The organism is Blastococcus mobilis, from assembly GCF_900188025.1.
GTDB classification, from domain to species: domain Bacteria; phylum Actinomycetota; class Actinomycetes; order Mycobacteriales; family Geodermatophilaceae; genus Blastococcus_B; species Blastococcus_B mobilis.
On the sequence record NZ_FZNO01000003.1, the window covers coordinates 112,838 to 129,817 of the forward strand.

The 16,980-nt window shown below is 73.1% G+C and carries 16 protein-coding genes; 2 read left to right on the forward strand and 14 right to left on the reverse strand.

From position 1 onward, the window contains the following. Positions 1-184 precede the first annotated feature (184 nt). The 3 genes from hisF to priA are packed head-to-tail and all read right to left on the reverse strand — an operon-like array spanning position 185 to position 2,099. Positions 185-979, reverse strand: coding sequence for an imidazole glycerol phosphate synthase subunit HisF (gene hisF, locus CHB94_RS03895; RefSeq protein ID WP_089335281.1), 795 nt, complete (start codon positions 977-979; stop codon positions 185-187). Then, positions 976-1,368 carry a RidA family protein gene (locus CHB94_RS03900; protein ID WP_089335282.1) on the reverse strand — a complete coding sequence of 131 codons (393 nt, stop codon included), beginning with the start codon at positions 1,366-1,368 and terminating at the stop codon, positions 976-978. Before CHB94_RS03900 ends, hisF begins: the two co-directional genes overlap by 4 nt. Beyond that, entirely contained in the window at positions 1,365-2,099 is a 735-nt protein-coding gene (priA, locus tag CHB94_RS03905; RefSeq protein WP_089335283.1) for a bifunctional 1-(5-phosphoribosyl)-5-((5-phosphoribosylamino)methylideneamino)imidazole-4-carboxamide isomerase/phosphoribosylanthranilate isomerase PriA, read from the reverse strand. The genes CHB94_RS03900 and priA overlap by 4 nt, the downstream gene beginning before the upstream one ends. Before the next feature lie 64 nt (positions 2,100-2,163). Between priA and CHB94_RS03910 the strand changes: the two genes are divergently transcribed. Next, positions 2,164-2,763, forward strand: coding sequence for a nitroreductase family protein (locus CHB94_RS03910; protein WP_089335284.1), 600 nt, complete (start codon positions 2,164-2,166; stop codon positions 2,761-2,763). Between the two features lie 9 nt (positions 2,764-2,772). On the opposite strand, the gene CHB94_RS03915 is transcribed toward CHB94_RS03910, so the two are convergent. The 6 genes from CHB94_RS03915 to hisD all read right to left on the reverse strand — a co-directional run bounded on the left by CHB94_RS03915 (position 2,773) and on the right by hisD (position 9,116). Continuing rightward, a complete protein-coding gene (locus CHB94_RS03915; RefSeq protein ID WP_089335285.1) occupies positions 2,773-5,130 on the reverse strand; it encodes a M20/M25/M40 family metallo-hydrolase in 2,358 nt (785 codons plus the stop codon). A 40-nt stretch (positions 5,131-5,170) separates the two neighbouring features. Further along, complete coding sequence (gene hisH / locus CHB94_RS03920) at positions 5,171-5,809, reverse strand: imidazole glycerol phosphate synthase subunit HisH (protein WP_217899154.1); 639 nt, start codon at positions 5,807-5,809, stop codon at positions 5,171-5,173. Positions 5,810-5,917: 108 nt separating this feature from the next. Continuing rightward, the gene (locus CHB94_RS24980; protein ID WP_176445403.1) at positions 5,918-6,094 is read right to left on the reverse strand and encodes a hypothetical protein; all 177 of its coding nucleotides are present in this window, start codon (positions 6,092-6,094) and stop codon (positions 5,918-5,920) included. Between the two features lie 3 nt (positions 6,095-6,097). Next, positions 6,098-6,694 carry an imidazoleglycerol-phosphate dehydratase HisB gene (hisB, locus tag CHB94_RS03925; RefSeq protein ID WP_089335287.1) on the reverse strand — a complete coding sequence of 199 codons (597 nt, stop codon included), beginning with the start codon at positions 6,692-6,694 and terminating at the stop codon, positions 6,098-6,100. Beyond that, positions 6,691-7,812, reverse strand: a complete 1,122-nt coding sequence (locus tag CHB94_RS03930) for a histidinol-phosphate transaminase (RefSeq protein ID WP_089335288.1) — start codon at positions 7,810-7,812, stop codon at positions 6,691-6,693. The genes hisB and CHB94_RS03930 overlap by 4 nt, the downstream gene beginning before the upstream one ends. Beyond that, positions 7,812-9,116, reverse strand: a complete 1,305-nt coding sequence (hisD, locus tag CHB94_RS03935; protein ID WP_089335289.1) for a histidinol dehydrogenase — start codon at positions 9,114-9,116, stop codon at positions 7,812-7,814. Before hisD ends, CHB94_RS03930 begins: the two co-directional genes overlap by 1 nt. Before the next feature lie 129 nt (positions 9,117-9,245). Here hisD and CHB94_RS03940 point away from each other — a divergent pair, with 129 nt between their 5' ends. After that, positions 9,246-10,079: an LON peptidase substrate-binding domain-containing protein gene (locus tag CHB94_RS03940; protein WP_089335290.1), complete on the forward strand. Its 834-nt coding sequence runs from the start codon at positions 9,246-9,248 to the stop codon at positions 10,077-10,079. 78 nt (positions 10,080-10,157) lie between these two features. On the opposite strand, the gene CHB94_RS03945 is transcribed toward CHB94_RS03940, so the two are convergent. The 5 genes from CHB94_RS03945 to CHB94_RS03965 all read right to left on the reverse strand — a co-directional run bounded on the left by CHB94_RS03945 (position 10,158) and on the right by CHB94_RS03965 (position 16,884). Beyond that, positions 10,158-10,811, reverse strand: a complete 654-nt coding sequence (locus tag CHB94_RS03945) for a DUF2567 domain-containing protein (RefSeq protein WP_176445404.1) — start codon at positions 10,809-10,811, stop codon at positions 10,158-10,160. A gap of 110 nt (positions 10,812-10,921) precedes the next feature. Beyond that, on the reverse strand, positions 10,922-14,482 hold the full coding sequence (gene dnaE, locus CHB94_RS03950; protein WP_089335292.1) for a DNA polymerase III subunit alpha: 3,561 nt from the start codon (positions 14,480-14,482) through the stop codon (positions 10,922-10,924). Positions 14,483-14,705: 223 nt separating this feature from the next. Continuing rightward, positions 14,706-15,119, reverse strand: coding sequence for a GNAT family N-acetyltransferase (locus CHB94_RS03955; RefSeq protein WP_254920378.1), 414 nt, complete (start codon positions 15,117-15,119; stop codon positions 14,706-14,708). Between the two features lie 35 nt (positions 15,120-15,154). Further along, positions 15,155-15,934: a CPBP family intramembrane glutamic endopeptidase gene (locus tag CHB94_RS03960; RefSeq protein ID WP_089335293.1), complete on the reverse strand. Its 780-nt coding sequence runs from the start codon at positions 15,932-15,934 to the stop codon at positions 15,155-15,157. Positions 15,935-15,945: 11 nt separating this feature from the next. Next, on the reverse strand, positions 15,946-16,884 hold the full coding sequence (locus tag CHB94_RS03965; RefSeq protein ID WP_254920379.1) for an RluA family pseudouridine synthase: 939 nt from the start codon (positions 16,882-16,884) through the stop codon (positions 15,946-15,948). Positions 16,885-16,980 lie beyond the last annotated feature (96 nt).

Here is a 16,980-nt window from a genome sequence, read left to right on the forward strand (position 1 = left end):
CGCGTTCGTTAGAGTCGCTAACCGGATTTCCGGCTGCTGGACACCGGCCGGTCGACGGCCCTCTCCGTAACCTCCGCCGCCGATCCCCTCTTCCCGCGCCCTTCCCGGGACGTGCGCGCGCGTCGGGTGGCCGCCGGCGAGATGTGCGTGCCCGCCGGGCCCGTCCCAGGCCGAAGCCGACGCGTCAGGGAAGCGGGGTGTCGGCCTCGTGGCGGACCGGGACACCGGCGCCGGCCAGCGCGTCCTTCACCTCGCCGATGCGCATGACGCCGAAGTGGAAGACGCTCGCGGCCAGGACGGCGTCCGCACCTGCCTCGACCGCCGGCGGGAAGTGCTCGGCCGCGCCCGCCCCTCCGCTGGCGATCAGCGGCACCGACACCTCGCGCCGCACCTGGCGGATCAGCTCGGTGTCGAACCCGGTCCGGGTGCCGTCGGCGTCCATGGAGTTGAGCAGGATCTCGCCGGCCCCGAGCTGAGCGGCCCGGACGCACCACTCGACGGCGTCCTGGCCGGTCCCCCGCCGTCCGCCGTGGGTGGTGATCTCGAAGCCCGAGTCGGTGACCGCGCCGTCCTGGCAGCGCCGCGCGTCCAGGGACAGCACCAGCACCTGGTTGCCGTACCGGTCGGCGATCTCGGCGATCAGCTCGGGCCGGGCCACGGCTGCGGTGTTGACCGCCACCTTGTCCGCGCCCGCCCGCAGCAGCCGGTCCACGTCCTGGGGGCTGCGCACCCCGCCGCCGACGGTCAGTGGGATGAAGACGCTCTCCGCCGTCCGGCTGACCACGTCGTAGGTGGTGGCGCGGTCGCCGGAGCTCGCGGTGATGTCGAGGAAGGTCAGCTCGTCGGCGCCCTCGGCGTCGTAGACCCTCGCCATCTCCACCGGGTCGCCGGCGTCGCGCAGGTCGACGAAGTTCACGCCCTTGACCACGCGCCCGGCGTCGACGTCCAGGCACGGGATGACGCGGACCGCGAGACTCACGCCCCAGCCCCCCGGACTGCGTCCGCCTCGATCTCCACGAGCATCGCCGGATCGATCAGCGCGGCCACCTGCACCATCGAGGTGGCCGGCCGGACGTCCCCGAAGACCTCGCCGTGCGCGCGGCCGATCTCGTCCCAGCGGGAGATGTCGGTGACGAACATCCGCGTCCGGACGACGTCGGCGAGGGTGAAGCCGGCCCGCTCCAGGGACTCCCGGACGGTGACGAGGGCCTGCCGGGTCTGCGCCCGCGCGTCGCCGGGGTGGGCGACCGCCCCGTCGACGACGGAGGTGGTGCCGCTGACCCAGGCGGCGTCCCCGCGGACGACGACCCGGCTGTAACCGACGATCCCCTCCCAGGGTGCTCCGGAGCCGAGGCGGATGACACTCACGACGCGGCCTCCTCGGTCACCCGCAGCGCCTCCGGCAGGGTGAACGCACCCGCGTAGAGGGCCTTGCCGACGATCGCGCCCTCGACCCCGACGGCGGTCAGGCCGGCCAGCGCGCGGATGTCCTCCAGCGAGCTCACCCCGCCGGACGCGACGACCGGCCGCGGGGTCGCGGCGCAGACCTCGCGGAGCAGGTCGAGGTTCGGCCCGCGCAGCGTCCCGTCCTTGGTGATGTCGGTGACCACGTACCGGGCGCACCCCTCGGCGTCCAGGCGGGCCAGGGTCTCGTAGAGCTCGCCGCCCTCCTTGGTCCAGCCGCGGGCGGCCAGCCGGGTGCCGCGCACGTCCAGGCCCACGGCGATCCGGTCACCGTGCTCGGCGATCGCCCGGGCACACCACTCCGGTGACTCCAGCGCCGCCGTCCCCAGGTTGACCCGGCGGCAGCCGGTGGCCAGTGCGGCGGTCAACGACTCGTCGTCCCGGATACCGCCGGAGAGCTCCACGTCGACGTCGAGCTCGCCGACCACGCGGGCCAGCAGCTCACGGTTGCTGCCGCGACCGAAGGCGGCGTCGAGGTCGACCAGGTGGACCCACTCGGCGCCGTCGCGCTGCCAGGTCATGGCCGCCTCGAGGGGGTCGCCGTAGGAGGTCTCGCTCCCGGCCTCCCCCTGCACGAGGCGGACCGCCTGACCATCGGCGACGTCGACGGCGGGGAGCAGCTGCAGCTTCGGCACGGCGACCAGCCTAGGAGCGGGTCCGCCGCGCCCCTGCGGCAGGCTGTCGCCGTGGAGTGCTGCCGTGGAGTTCGCTGAGGTGGTCCGCCGTCGCCGCATGGTGCGGGACTACGACCCGGACCGGCCGGTGCCGTCGGACGTGCGCGACCGGCTGCTGGAGCACGCGATCCGGGCGCCGTCGGCCGGGTTCAGCCAGGGCTGGGCGTTCCTCGTGCTGGAGACCCCGGAGGAGCGCGAGCGGTTCTGGACGGCGACCACCGATGGCGGGGCTCCGGACGGATGGCTCACCCGGATGCGCCGGGCGCCGCTGCTGATCGTCCCGATGTCGGACAAGTCCGCCTATCTCGACCGCTACGCCGAGCCGGACAAGGGCTGGACCGACCGGGACGAGGCACGCTGGCCGGTGCCCTACTGGGACGTCGACACCGGGATGGCGTCGCTGCTCATGCTGCTGACCGCCGTCGACGAGGGGCTCGGCGCGTGCTTCTTCGGCATCCCGCCCGAGCGGCTCACCGCGTTTCACGAGGTCTTCGGGGTGCCTGCGGGTTTCCGGCCGGTCGGCTGCGTCTCCGTCGGCTATCCGGGCGACGGCGACCGCCGCTCCCCCTCGCTGCGCCGCGGCCGCCGCGGCATCGAGGAGGTCGTGCACCGCGGACGGTGGTGAGGAGCCCGGTCAGCCGAGCGCGGTGGTCGCCGCGACCAGCACCAGGTCGGCGCTGTGCGAGCCGGCAGCGTCGACGCCGTCGGGCCGCGGCTCGCGCCCGGGCAGCCCCTCGAGACCGTTGCTCGCCTCGATCACCCGCAGGTCGACCGCCCCGTCGCCGTCGATCCCGAACGTCGCCCGGAGCCCACCCTCGGGTGGCGCATGGAAGACGATCCACGCCCGGTCCCGGCCGAGTTCCGCCTCGGGCACCGCGCGCCCCGCGACGCGGCCGGTCGCCACCCTGCCGCCCTCCACGCGCAGGTCGAGAGTCATCATCCGCACAGCGGGCCGCTGCGGGCTGATGCGGACGGTGACCTCTCGCCGGCCGCCGACCACCGTGTCGGACACGGTCTCCACCCCCGCAGCAGGCAGGTCGGCCGGCGCCGCCCGGCCCGACCACACCTCACCGCCCAGGTGCGGGTACTCGACGGGCAGCTCGAACCGGCTGCCCACGTACTCCGCGGTGTACACGCCCGGGGTGCTCTCCGTGCTCACCCACGTGGCCAGCCCGGTGTCCTGGTCGAGCACGTACGCCAGCCGGCTGGGCACCGGGTGGTCGGCGTCGAACCGGTCGACCTGCAGCCCGACGACGGTGCATGCCACGGCCACCACCAGAGCGGTCGCGGGCACCGCGGCGACCGGCAGCCAGGATCCGCGGACGGCGGCCCGCTCCGGATCGGGGAAGAGCGGGTCGAGAGCGGGCAGCAGGGCGAGCAGGAGGAGCGTCACGACCGCCGACGGGGCTGCCGCAGCGCTCAGGCCGAGAGCCGGGAAGAGCAGGGCGACGGTCGGCGCGAGCACCACGACCGCCACGGCTCCCGAGAGCAGCGCCGTCACGATCCGGACGGCGGGCGAGGAGGTGACGGCCGCGAGCAGGCCGGCGAGCGCCCCGGCCAGGGCCGGCCACGCCGTCAGGTACGCACCACCGGGCGCGACCGCGGCCAGGACAGCGGTGAGCACCGCCAGCCAGACCAGCGCTCCGGCGGCGAGGGGGTCGGCCCCCACCCGGCGGCGCAGCACGGCATACCAGGACAGCACCACGCCGGCCACCAGCGCGACGGTCGCCACCCGGAACCAGCCGGGTCGCCACGGATCGACCAGCTGCTCGTACCCCGGCCGGACCATGGCCAGCAGCGCCCACAGTCCCTCGGCTGCGAGCGGCGCGAGGACGAGCGGCACCGTGGTCAGCAGCGTGCCCGCCATGGTGCGGCGGAGCGAGCTGCTCCCCCGCCGGTGGACGACGAGGACCAGGAGGCCGACCGCGACCAGCGCTGCGCCCGCGAGCGGCCACACCAGCGTTCCCGGATAGCGGACCAGTTCGCCGAGGACCGGGAAGTAGGTGGCGTCGTCGGCGCCCGGCGAGGCCAGCGCGGTCAGGTCGCGGCTCCCGAGCTCGCGGGCGATGGCCAGGGCGTTGTCGCCCAGCGCCTGCAGGGTCCCCCGATCCAGCCGCTCGGGCACGTCCTGCGGGGTGTGGTACGCGGCCACCCCGTCGATGAACGCGACGTTCAGGCCGGTGAAGTCGCCGTCGGCCATGAGCATGCTGAAATCGGTGGAGTTGGGCAGGGCCCGGTAGACCTCGACGGCGAAGCTGCTCGCGACGGGGTGTGGAGCGGCCGCGGCGTAGGCATCGGCCAGCCCGGCGTTGCCGGGAGAGGTCTCGAACATGATCGGCGGCCCGCCCGTGCCGCGGGCCTCCAGGTTCAGCACGACACCACCCGCGGAGGCGAGCGGATGCGCGGCGGCGAACGCCTCCGCTCCGCAGGTGCAGGCCTCCTCGGCGTCGGTGAACACCACCACCACGTCGTTGCGCAGCCGGGGCCCGGTGGTGAGCGCCCGCACCGCCTCCAGGACGGCGGCCACCCCGGCCGCGTCGTCGGCGGCGCCCGGCCCGGTCGCCACCGAGTCGTGGTGGGCGGTGAGGAACAACCGGCCGGTGGACCGGGTGCCGGGGAGGTAGCCGACGACATTGCGGACGGAGGCCATCCGGGTCTCGCCCGACGCCGTCCGTACGGCACCCACCGCGTTCTGGACGCGGGTGTCCAGCCCCAGACCGGTGAGCGTCTCGACGAGGCCGTCCACCACCCCCTCGCTCGCCGCACTGCCGGGGACGTGCACGCCCGACGCGATCTCCTGCACGTGCGCGAGGGCCCGCGTCGCGCTGAACTCGGTCGCCGGCGCGTCGGCCGGCGCGGGTCCGGGGGGCTGGAGGGCAGCGACGCTCCAGCCGGTGAGCCCGAGCAGCAGGGCGGTCAGGACCAGCCCAGCGCTGCGGCGGGGCCGGCCCGCGGACCTGCGACCGGCGGTGCGTGACCGGGCAGCTGGCACTCCGTCACCCTAGGTGGGCGGTGGTGCGTCCCGGTGCAGGTCAGTCGAGTGTCCGCAGCCAGTTCTCGAGCAACTGGGCGCCCGCGTCACCGCTCTTCTCGGGGTGGAACTGCGTCGCCGAGAGAGCGCCGTTCTCGACCCCGGCCACGAACCGGTCGCCGTGCTTCGCCCAGGTGACCTTGGGCCTGGCCAGGGGTGAGGGCGGACCGTCCGCCCCGAGCGGGAAGTCGCGGACCCCGTAGGAGTGCACGAAGTAGAAGCGCTGATCGGCCAGACCGTCGAACAGGACGCTGTCCTCCGGCACCTCGACGGTGTTCCAGCCCATGTGCGGCAGGACCGGCGCCTCGAGCTGCTCCACCACGCCCGGCCACTCGCCGCAGCCCTCGGCGTCGTGGCCGTGCTCGACACCGCGCTCGAAGAGGATCTGCATACCCACGCAGATGCCGAGGACCGGCCGGCCCCCGGCCAGGCGACGCCCGATGATCCGGGGGCCGTCGACGCCGCGCAGCCCGTCCATGCAGGCGGCGAAGGCCCCCACCCCGGGGACGACGAGACCGTCGGCGTCCAGGGCGGTCTCCCGGTCCGAGGTCACCGTGACGTCCGCCCCGACGCGGGCCAGCGCCCGCTCCGCCGACCGGAGGTTGCCGGACCCGTAGTCGAGGATGGTCACCTTCTTCACTCCTGCCACGCTACCCAGCAGCGCTGGGTGGCCCGCAGGCATTCCGGCAGCCGGCCGTTGCCGTGGACCGCCCGAGCGTGCGAGGGGTGGGGAGGAGGCGGTCCCTGCTCAGACGAGGCGGAGGAGACCCGCGGCGCTGGCCAGCAGGGCGGCGACCAGGAGGACGACGGCGAGCGCGATCTGCGGCCCGCCGCGGGCGGCGGACTCCTCGTCGGTGCGCCAGACGCTCCAGGCGCCGCCGAGGAGGAAGCCGCCGAGGAGCAGCAGGACGAGTCCGAAGGTCACGGGTTACAGGGCGCCCTTGGTGGAGGGCACATCGGTGACCCGCGGGTCGATCGCGACGGCCTGGCGAAGGGCGCGGGCCAGCGCCTTGAACTGGCCTTCGACGATGTGGTGGGCGTCGCGGCCGGCGTAGAGGACCCGCACGTGCAGGCTGATCCGCGCGTTGAAGGCGAAGGACTCCAGGACGTGCTTGGTCAGGCTGGTCGGGTAGTCCGGCCCGATCATCGGCGTCATGTTCTCGGGCTCGGAGTGCACGAAGTACGGCCGGCCGGAGAGGTCGACGGCGGCCTGGGCCAGCACCTCGTCCATCGGGATGGTGGCGTCCCCGTAGCGGGTGATGCCGCGCTTGTCGCCCAGGGCCTGTGCGAAGGCCTGCCCCAGCGCGATCGCGACGTCCTCCACCGTGTGGTGGGCGTCGATGTGCAGATCACCGTCGGCCTGCACCGAGATGTCGATGCCGCTGTGCTTGGACAGCGCGGTGAGCATGTGGTCGTAGAAGCCCACGCCCGTGCTGATCGAACTGGTCCCGGTGCCGTCGAGGTTCAGCTCGACGACCAGCTTGGTCTCGCTGGTGGCGCGCTCGACGCGTGCGGTGCGACTCATGCGCCCGATTCTCCCCCAGTGCTCCGGGAGGTCGCCGCCACCTCACCCAGCGCGGTGAGGAAGGCGTCGGTCTCAGCGGGAGTGCCCGCGGTGACGCGCAGCCAGCCGGGCAGGCCGACGTCGCGCACCAGGACCCCCCGGTCGAGGAGGGCCTGCCAGGTCGCGGGCGCGTCGGTGAAGTGCCCGAACAGCACGAAGTTGGCGTCACTGGGCACGCTTGTCAGGCCCATCACCGGGAGCGCCGCGACGATCCGGTCCCGCTGGGCCTTGACCGCGTCGACGGTGGCCAGGAGCGCGTCGGTGTGCGCCAGGGCGGCGCGGGCGGCGGCCTGGGTCAGCGAGCTCAGGTGGTACGGCAGCCGGACCAGCTGCAGCGCGTCGACGACCGCAGGGTCCGCGGCGAGGTAGCCCAGGCGCAGCCCGGCCATGCCGAAGGCCTTGCTCATCGTCCGGCTGACGATCAGCCGGGGCCGGCCGGGCAGCAGGGTCAGCGCGGACGGCGTCCCGGAGCGGGCGAACTCCGCGTACGCCTCGTCCACGACGACGACGCCGGTCGTGGCGTCGTAGATCGCCTCGATCGTCTCCAGCGCGACGGCGGTGCCCGTCGGGTTGTTCGGGCTGGTCACGAAGACGACGTCAGGACTCACGTCGCGGACCTGCGCGGTCGCCGCGGCGGCGTCGATGGTGAAGTCGGCCCGGCGGTGGCCGTCGACCCACTCGGTGCCCGTCCCGCCCGAGATGATGGGGTGCATCGAGTAGGACGGCGTGAAGCCCAACGCCGTCCGGCCGGCACCGCCGAAGGCCTGCAGGATCTGCTGCAGGACCTCGTTGGACCCGTTGGCGGCCCAGACCTGCCCGGGCTCCACCGGCTCCCCGCTGGTCCGCGACAGGTAGGCAGCGAGGTCGGTGCGCAGCGCGACGGCGTCGCGGTCGGGGTACCGGTTGAGTTCCAGCGCCGCGTGGCCGAGGGCCGCGCCCAAGTCGGCGAGCAGCTCGGCGGGCAGCGGGTACGGGTTCTCGTTGGTGTTCAGCCGGTGGGTGGCGGGAACCTGGGGGGCGCCGTAGGGCGAGCGGCCCCGCAGCTCCGGCCGCAGCGGGAGCTCGTCGAGGGAAGGCATCAGCCGGTCTGCCGGATCCGGACGGCGGCCGCGTGGGCCGGCAGGTCCTCCGCACCGGCCAGGGCGTCGATGTGCCCGGCCACCGCAGCCAGCGCCTGCCGGTCGTACTCGACCACGTGGATCCCGCGCAGGAACGACTGCACGGACAGCCCGCTGGAGAACCGCGCGCAGCCGCCGGTGGGCAGCACGTGGTTGGACCCGGCGCAGTAGTCGCCGAGGGACACCGGTGACCAGGCGCCCACGAAGATCGCCCCGGCGTTGCGGACCCGGGCCGCCACCTCGCGCGCGTCCCGCGTCTGGATCTCCAGGTGCTCGGCGGCGTAGGCGTCGACGACGCGCAGGCCCGCGTCGAGGTCGTCGACCAGCACGATGCCGGACTGCGTGCCGTCGAGGGCGGTCGTGATGCGGTCGGAGTGCTTGGTGGCCGCCACCTGGCCGGGCACGAGCGCCAGCACGGCGTCGGCGAGCTCCTCGCTGGGGGTGACGAGCACCGCCCCGGCGAGCGGGTCGTGCTCGGCCTGGCTGATCAGGTCCGCGGCGACGTGCGCCGGGTCGGCGGTGTCGTCGGCGAGGATCGCGACCTCGGTGGGACCGGCCTCGGAGTCGATGCCGATGAGCCCGCGCAGCAGCCGCTTCGCCGCGGTCACGTAGACGTTGCCCGGCCCGGTGACCATGTCCACGGGCTCGCAGGAACCCGCGCCGTAGCCGAACGTCGCGACCGCCTGGGCCCCACCGACGGCGTAGACCTCGGTGATGCCCAGCAGCGCGCAGGCCGCGAGCACGCCCGGGTCCGGCAACCCGCCGTGGTCGCGCTGCGGCGGCGAGGCCACGGCGATCGACTGCACGCCGGCGATCTGCGCCGGGACGACGTTCATCACCACGCTGGACAGCAGCGGGGCCAGGCCACCCGGCACGTAGAGGCCGACCCGGCGCACCGGGACCCACCGCTCGGTGATGGTGCCACCCGGGACCACCTGGGTGGTGACGTCGGTCCGGCGCTGGTCGGCATGCACCGTCCGGACGCGGGTGATCGCCTCTTCGAGCGCGGCCCGCAGCGTCGGGTCGCACTCGGCGAGCGCCCGGTCCAGGGCGGCCTGGGGAACGGCGAAGTCCTCGCTGTCCACGCCGTCGAGGCGAGCGGTGATCTCACGGACCGCCTGGGCCCCTCGGATGCGCACGTCCTCGCACAGCGGCCGGACCGTGGCCATGACCGAGTCGATGTCCGTGCCGGCGCGCGGCAGCAGGCCGGCGAGATCACGGGGCCCCGGCAGCGCGGATCCGCGCAGGTCGATGCGGGCGAGCACGGGATGCCTCCGGATGGTGAGCGGGTGGGCCAGAGTGTGGTGGGCGGGGAAGTCAGAGTGCGGTGCGGCGGGAACTCCAGGGTAGCCAGAGCCGGCGCATGCCTTCCCGCCCGCCCGTACGGTGGGCGGATGGGTGAGCTCATCCCACTGTTCCCACTCGGGACGCCGCTGTTCCCCGGCATCGTTCTGCCGCTGCAGATCTTCGAACCGCGGTACCGGCGCCTGATGCACGACCTGCTCAGCCATCCCGAGGCCGACGACCGACGGTTCTTCGGCGTCGTCGCCATCCGGCAGGGGTGGGAGGTCGAGCGGGTGGCCCCGGCCGAGGCGCTCTACGACGTGGGCTGCACAGCCCGGGTGCAGGCCGTGCGCCCGCAGGCCGACGGGAGGTTCCGGATCGTCACCGTGGGTGGGGAGCGCTTCCGCTTGCTGGACGTCGTGGTCGCCGACGACCCGCCCTACCTGCAGGCCGAGGTCGAGTGGCTGGCCGAGGAGGAGGCCGCCGAGGAGGCGGCCGGTGACGCCGACGGGCTGCTGACCCCGGGGGCCGCCGGCGCCACCCCGCTCTGCGACGACGACACGGACGATCTGGTGGCCGCCGTCGCCCGCGGCTCCCTGGACGTCCTGTCCCGAGGGGTCCGCGACCTGTTCAGCCGCTACGTCGCCGAGGTGTCGGGCCTGGGCAGCGGAGGCAGTGCCGGCGACGAGGAGCCGACGATGGACGCCGAGACCGCCGTCCTGCTCGACGCGGTCAGCGACGATCCCACCGCGCTGTCCTACCTGGTCGCATCGGCGGCACAGCTGACCACCGAGGACCGGCAGGCGCTGCTCGCGGAGTCGGCCACGCGGCGGCGCCTGACTCTGGAAGCACGCCTGCTGCGCCGCGAACTGACGCTGCTGCAGACGCTCGGCGCGGTGCCCGTGCCGCTCCAGCAGTTCCTCACACCCATGACCGTCAACTGAAAGAGGACCCCGTCCTCCTCACCCCTCGCAGGCTCGGGGCGAGCCTCGGGACGGGCCACCGAGTCAGCGGCCGCACCGTCAGGCGGAGGGGCGGCCCGGTGGCGGGACGTCGACGAGCGGGCGCTCCCCCGCCGGTGACTCCCCGGCGACCTGCGGCGGCGGCCACGTCCTCGTCTCGCCGGGGTCCGTGCGCCCCAGGTCGTCGCGAGGGGCGTACAGAACGGCCACCAGGTAGGCCAGCAGTGCGGTGAACGGCGCGAGGGCGAGCGCCGGTAACGAGCCCAGCGTGAGCGAGGTCGTCACCTGGGCACCGACATCGGCCAGCTCAGCTCGGCTCGGGCCGGCACCGAGGAGCTCGCCGAGCTGCCAGGCCACGGCGGACATCAGACACGCGCCCACCGCGAGGGCGAGCACGGTCGCGACTCCGCGCCGATGGCGGAGAGACCACGCCGCCGCGCCGGCCAGCAGGCCGAGGCCCGCGAGGAGGAGGGCGAAGACGGCGTCGTCGGCGATCAGGAGCTCGTCGGAGGGGTTCCCGATCGGGACCGGTTCGGCGTCGGTCACGCGGAAGTCCGCCCGGGGCGCCAGCCACCACCAGAGCAGACCGGCGGGCACGCCGGCTGCCACCAGCGCGAGCACGATCCCGGCCGAGCTGCGCAGGTCCGCCCGAACCTCGGACCAGCCTCCCCAGTAGGCCGACGCCGCACGGGGCAGGGGCGAGGGATGGCTCACCGCTCCAGTGAACAACGGCATCCCGGCACGCGCCGGGCCGGTCGTCAGTGCGGCCCCGTCCCGAGGCTCACCACGAGGTTGCGAGGGGGTAAGGAGGACGGGGTCCTTGCTCACAGGATGGCCACGCTGGTGGGCCCGAGCAGGGCCTTGATGTCGCCCATGAGTGCCGTGCTCGGGCGTACCCGAAGCCCCTGGTCGAGGCGCAGGACCGTCTCGCGGCTGCCGTTGACGAGCTTGAGCTGCACCTCGGTCGTGCCCGGGTGACTGCCCAGCACCTCGCGCAGCCGCTCCACCACCGGCGGGGTGCAGCGGGCCGCGGCCATCGAGACGAGCACCGGGCCGCGCGGGCCCTCGGTGAGCTCGGGGATGGTGACCTCGGAGCCGAACAGCGAGGGCTGGTCGTCGCGCCGGCTGATCCGCCCCTTGACCACGATGATCTGGTCGCGCACGACCTTCTCGGAGACCTCGGCCCACGTCTTGGGGAAGAACAGCACCTCGATGCCCGACTCGAGGTCCTCCAGCGTCGCGATCGCCCACGGCGCACCCTGCTTGTTGGTGCGCGGCGAGACCGAGGTGAGGATGCCGGCGATGGTGACGTTCGCGCCGTCCTCGACGCCGCCGGCGTTGATCTCGGCGATCGGGGTGTCGGCGTTGGCCGCGAGCACGTGCTCGACGCCGTGCAGCGGGTGGTCGGAGACGTAGAGGCCGAGCATGTCGCGCTCGAACATCAGCCGCTCGCTCTTGGACCAGTCGGCGGTCGGGATGGTGATGTCGAGGGCGCTGCCGAACGGGTCGTCGGCCGCGTCGCCCTCGCCGAAGCTGCCGAACAGGTCGAACTGCCCCTCGGCCTCCTTGCGCTTGAGCCCCATCGCGGAGTCGACGGCCTGGGCGTGGATCGCGACGATGCCCTGCCGGGAGTGGCCGAGCGAGTCGAAAGCACCGGCCTTGGCCAGGGACTCGATGACCTTCTTGTTGCAGGCCACGGTGTCGATCTTGCGCATGAAGTCCGCGAAGTCCTTGAACGCGCCCTTCTCCTCGCGCGCCCGGACGATCGACTCGACGACGTTGTGCCCGACGTTGCGCACCGAGGCCATGCCGAAGCGGATGTCGGTGCCGACAGCGGTGAAGTCCCAGGACGACTCGTTGACGTCGGGCGGGAGCACCTTGATGCCCATCCGGCGGCACTCGGCCAGGTAGATCGGCCGGCGGTCCTTGTCGTCGCCCACGCTGGTGAGCAGGCCGGCCATGTACTCGGCCGGGTAGTTGGCCTTGAGGTAGGCCGTCCAGTAGGAGATCAGCCCGTACGCCGCCGAGTGCGCCTTGTTGAAGGCGTAGTCGGCGAACGGGACCAGGATGTCCCAGAGCGTCTTGATCGCGGCGGCGGAGAAGCCGTTGGCCTTCATGCCGGCTTCGAAGCCGACGAACTCCGCGTCCAGGACGGACTTCTTCTTCTTGCCCATCGCGCGGCGCAGCAGGTCGGCCTTGCCGAGCGAGTACCCGGCGACCTTCTGCGCGATCGCCATGACCTGCTCCTGGTAGACGATCAGGCCGTAGGTCTGGCCGAGGATCTCCTCCAGCGGCTCGGCCAGCTCCGGGTGGATCGGCGTGATCTCCTGCTGGCCGTTCTTGCGCAGGGCGTAGTTGGTGTGCGAGTTGGCGCCCATCGGCCCCGGGCGGTAGAGCGCACCGACGGCCGAGATGTCCTCGAAGTTGTCCGGCCGCATGAGCCGCAGCAGCGACCGCATCGGACCGCCGTCGAACTGGAAGACCCCGAGGGTGTCGCCCCGGCCCAGGAGCTCGTAGGTCGCCTTGTCGGTGAGGTCCTTGCTGAGTTCGTCGAGGTCGATCGGCTCCTTGCCGTTCGCCACGATGTTGCGCAGGGCGTCGTCGATGACCGTGAGGTTGCGCAGCCCCAGGAAGTCCATCTTGAGCAGGCCGAGCGTCTCGCACGTCGGGTAGTCGAACTGCGTGATGACGGCGCCGTCGGCCTCGCGCCGCATGATCGGGATGCTGTCGATCAGCGGGTAGCGGCCGATGATCACGCCGGCGGCGTGCACGCCCCACTGGCGCTTCAGGCCCTCCAGTTTGCGGGCCTGGTCGACGACCTCGGCCGCGCCGGGGTCGGACTCGTACCGGGCACGGAACTCCGCGGCCTCCTTGTAGCGCGGGTGGGCCGGGTCGAAGATCCCCGAGAGCGGGATGTCCTTGCCCATCACGCCCGGCGGCATGAGCTTGGTCAGCTCGTCGCCCACCGAGTACGGGCGGTCGAGCACTCGGGCGGCGTCCTTGATCGCGGCCTTCGCCTTGATCGTGCCGTAGGTGACGATCTGGCTGACCCGCTCCTCGCCGTACTTCTCGGACACGTAGCGGATGACCTCGCCGCGGCGGCGGTCGTCGAAGTCGATGTCGACGTCGGGCATCGAGACACGCTCAGGGTTGAGGAACCGCTCGAAGATCAGGCCGTGGGCCAGCGGGTCGAGGTCGGTGATGCCCATCGCGTAGGCGGCCAGCGAGCCCGCGGCCGAACCACGGCCCGGTCCGACGCGGATGCCGTTGTCCTTGGCCCAGTTGATGAAGTCGGCGACCACGAGGAAGTACCCCGGGAAGCCCATCTGGCAGATGATCCCGGTCTCGTAGTCGGCCTGCTTGCGCACGTGGTCGGGGATGCCGTTCGGCCACCGCTTGTGCAGGCCGCGCTCGACCTCCTTGACGAACCAGGAGGTCTCGTCCTCCCCCGGCGGGAGGGGGAAGCGCGGCATGAGGTCGGCGCCCTCGGTGAAGGTCACCTCGCACTGCTCGGCGACCAGCAGCGTGTTGTCGCAGGCCACCTGCAGGTCGCCGGGGAACAGCGCGCGCATCTCGGCCGCGCTCTTCAGGTAATAGCCGTCGCCGTTGAAGCGGAAGCGGTTGGTCTCGTTCAGCCGGGAGCCGGTCTGGATGCACAGCAGCGCGTCGTGCGCCGCGGCGTCCTCCTTGTGCGTGTAGTGCAGGTCGTTGGTCGCCAGCAGCGGGATGCCGAGGTCCTCGGCGATCGCGAGCAGCGCCGGTCGGGTCTTCTTCTCGATCGACAGCCCGTGGTCCATCAGCTCGGCGTAGAAGTTCTCCTTGCCGAAGATGTCCTGGAAGTCGGCGGCCGCCTGGCGGGCCTTGTCCTCCTTGCCGGCGCGCAGCCACATGTTCACCTCGCCCGACGGGCAGCCGGTGGTGGCGATCAGGCCCTTGCCGTACTTCTCGAGCAGGTCGCGGTCGAAGCGCGGCTTGCGGTATTGCCCCTCGAGGCTGGCCAGCGAGGAGATCCGGAAGAGGTTGTGCATCCCCTCGGTCGTGCGGGCCAGCAGCGTCATGTGGGTGTACGCGGCCTTGCCGCGGTTGGACCCGCCGTCGCCCTCCTCGTCGATGAGGTTGTCGCCGAAGTCGAAGGGCGCACGGTCGAACCGGGAGCCGGGCGTGTAGTAGCCCTCCATGCCGATGATCGGCTTCACGCCGGCGCCGGTCGCCTGCTTGTAGAAGTCGTAGGCGCCGAAGACGTTGCCGTGGTCGGTCATGGCGAGGGCCGGCATGCCCTGGGCGGCCGCGGCCGCCGTCACCTCGGGCAGCTTGGCCGCGCCGTCCAGCATCGAGTACTCGGTGTGGACGTGGAGGTGCGCGAACGAGTCGGACGTGCTGCTCACGGGTACTTGTGACTCCTCAATGGTCGTGCGTGCCCGGCCGGCAGGAACTCCGCTCGGGCGACCGGCGGGGAAGACACGGTCCGGTGCGACGATCCTCGCACTGGGAGAGGTCTACTCCGAGGGTCTGACAGGACGTGTCTTCTCACAGGCCGACCGATCCCAGAAGGACCCCCTGCCCCCCACCACTCGCACGCTCGCGGCAGGCCCCTGCAGGGGGCCGCCTTCAGAGCCGCCGGACCATCGTCACGTGCGGAATCCCGGCCTCGAGATATTCCTCACCGACGGCCGTGTAGCCCACCCGCTCGTAGAACCCCCGGGCGGTCACCTGGGCGTGCAGCTCCACCTCGGTCACCCCGCGCAGGACCGCCTGCCGGTGCAGTTCGGCGAGGACGGCGGCGCCGTGCCCACGGCCGCGGACCGACGCGTCGGCCGCCATCCGGCCGATCGACGCCCTTCCGTCCTCGCGGAGCAGGAGCCGGCCGGTGGCCACCACCCTGCCGCCGGCGTCACGGCTGAGCGCGTGGACGGCGGTGGCGTCCGCGGCGTCCTGCTCGATCTCCGGCGGCACGCCCTGCTCCTCGACGAACACGCGGGTGCGCAGGGCCGCCACCTCGGGCCGGTCCGCCTGCGTCGCCACGGACGCGACGGCCCCACTCCCCCCACCCACCCGGGTCACGCCGTCCGCCCAGCGGGGAGCACCCGCGCCGGCACGAGGAGGAAGCGCAGGTCGATGACGGCGTGCAGGACGACGGGGAGGAGCAACGAGCCGGTCTGCAGGTAGACCGCCGCCATCACCCCGCCGAGCACGCCCGTGGTGACGATGCCGACCCGGCCCTGATAGGCGTGCGCCAGACCGAAGGCAACGGCGGCGACGAGGACCAGCACTCCGGTGGGCAGTCCCCCGGCCAGTGCCGCGACCACCGCGAGGAAGAACCCCCGGTACAACCACTCCTCGCACACCGCGGCCGTCAGCCCCACCACGGTGAACAGCCGCCGTTCCCGGGCGGTGCGGGGCAGCAGCGCCAGCGTGGCGTGCGCCTCCGGCTCGGCGTGCCGCCCCTCCCCCGGCCGGCGCGCCGACTCGGCGTCCAGGAGGGCTCCGGACCGCAGCGCACGGGTGGAGACGACCACGAAACCGAGCACGAGCAGCAGCACGAGGCCGGTCACCGGGCCGGGCCACTGCTGCGGCCAGCGCAGGCCGACCTGGCCGGCGTCGACCCCGGGGGCCGACAGCCACACGATCAGTGCCAGCAGAGCCAGTCCCCACTCGAGCACGAGCAACCGCCGGTAGAACGAGACCCGGGCACCGGGCTCGGTGCGCAGCCGGCCTTCGAACCGCCGGTGCAGCACGTGCCCGACCATGGGCTCGCCGAGGACCAGGTAGCCCGCCACCACGAGCGCGGCGAGGGCTCCGGGACCGAAGTCGGTGAGGGAGCCCGGCAGGCCACTCACCGGTCCCGGGTTCAGGTCTCGGCGCGCAGGACGGCCAGCGCGCCGGCGAGGTCGGGCGGGTAGTCGCTCGTGAGGTCCACCCAGCGGCCGTCTGCGGGGTGCGGGAAGCCGAGGCGGACCGCGTGCAGCCACTGCCGCTCCACGCCCAGCCGCGCGGCCAGCGTCGGGTCGGCGCCGTAGGTCATGTCACCCACACACGGATGGCGCAGTGCGGAGAAGTGCACCCGGATCTGATGGGTCCGCCCGGTCTCGAGCCGGATGTCGACCAGGCTGGCCGCCGGGAAGGCCTCGGTGACCTCGTAGTGGGTGACCGACGGGCGCCCGCCGCTGACCACCGCGAACCGCCAGTCGTGCTTCGGGTGGCGGTCGATGGGCGCGTCGATCGTGCCCCGCGACGGGTCGGGGTGGCCCTGCACCAGCGCGTGGTACCCCTTCTCGACCGTGCGCTCCTTGAACGCCGCCTTGAGCGCGGTGTACGCCCGCTCGCTCTTGGCGACCACCATGACGCCGGTCGTCGCGGCATCCAGGCGGTGCACCACGCCCTGCCGCTCGGCGGCACCCGAGGTGGAGATCCGGTAGCCGGCCGCGGCCAGGCCGCCGATCACCGTGGGGCCGTCCCATCCCGGGCTCGGGTGGGCCGCGACGCCGACGGGCTTGTCGACGACGACGAGGTCGTCGTCGTCGTGCAGGATGCCCATGCCCTCGACCGGCCGGGGCGCGACCGGTTCCCCCGGTGGCGGCGGGAGCTCGACCTCCAGCCAGCTGCCGCCGATGAGCCGGTCGCCCTTGCCGCGGACCCGGCCGTCGACGACGACGTTGCCCGCGTCGGCGACGTCGGCCGCCGCGGTCCGGGACAGCCCGAACAGCCGCGAGAGCGCCTGGTCGACCCGCTGCCCCTCGAGCCCGTCGGGCACCGGCAGGGCACGGTGCATCCCGGGCACGCTCGTCATGCCGCCCATTGTGACGTGCTCCCGTCGTGACGTACTGGAACGGCCGCTCTGCAGGTAGAAACACCCCCTGCCCCCACCACTCACGAGCTCGCGGCG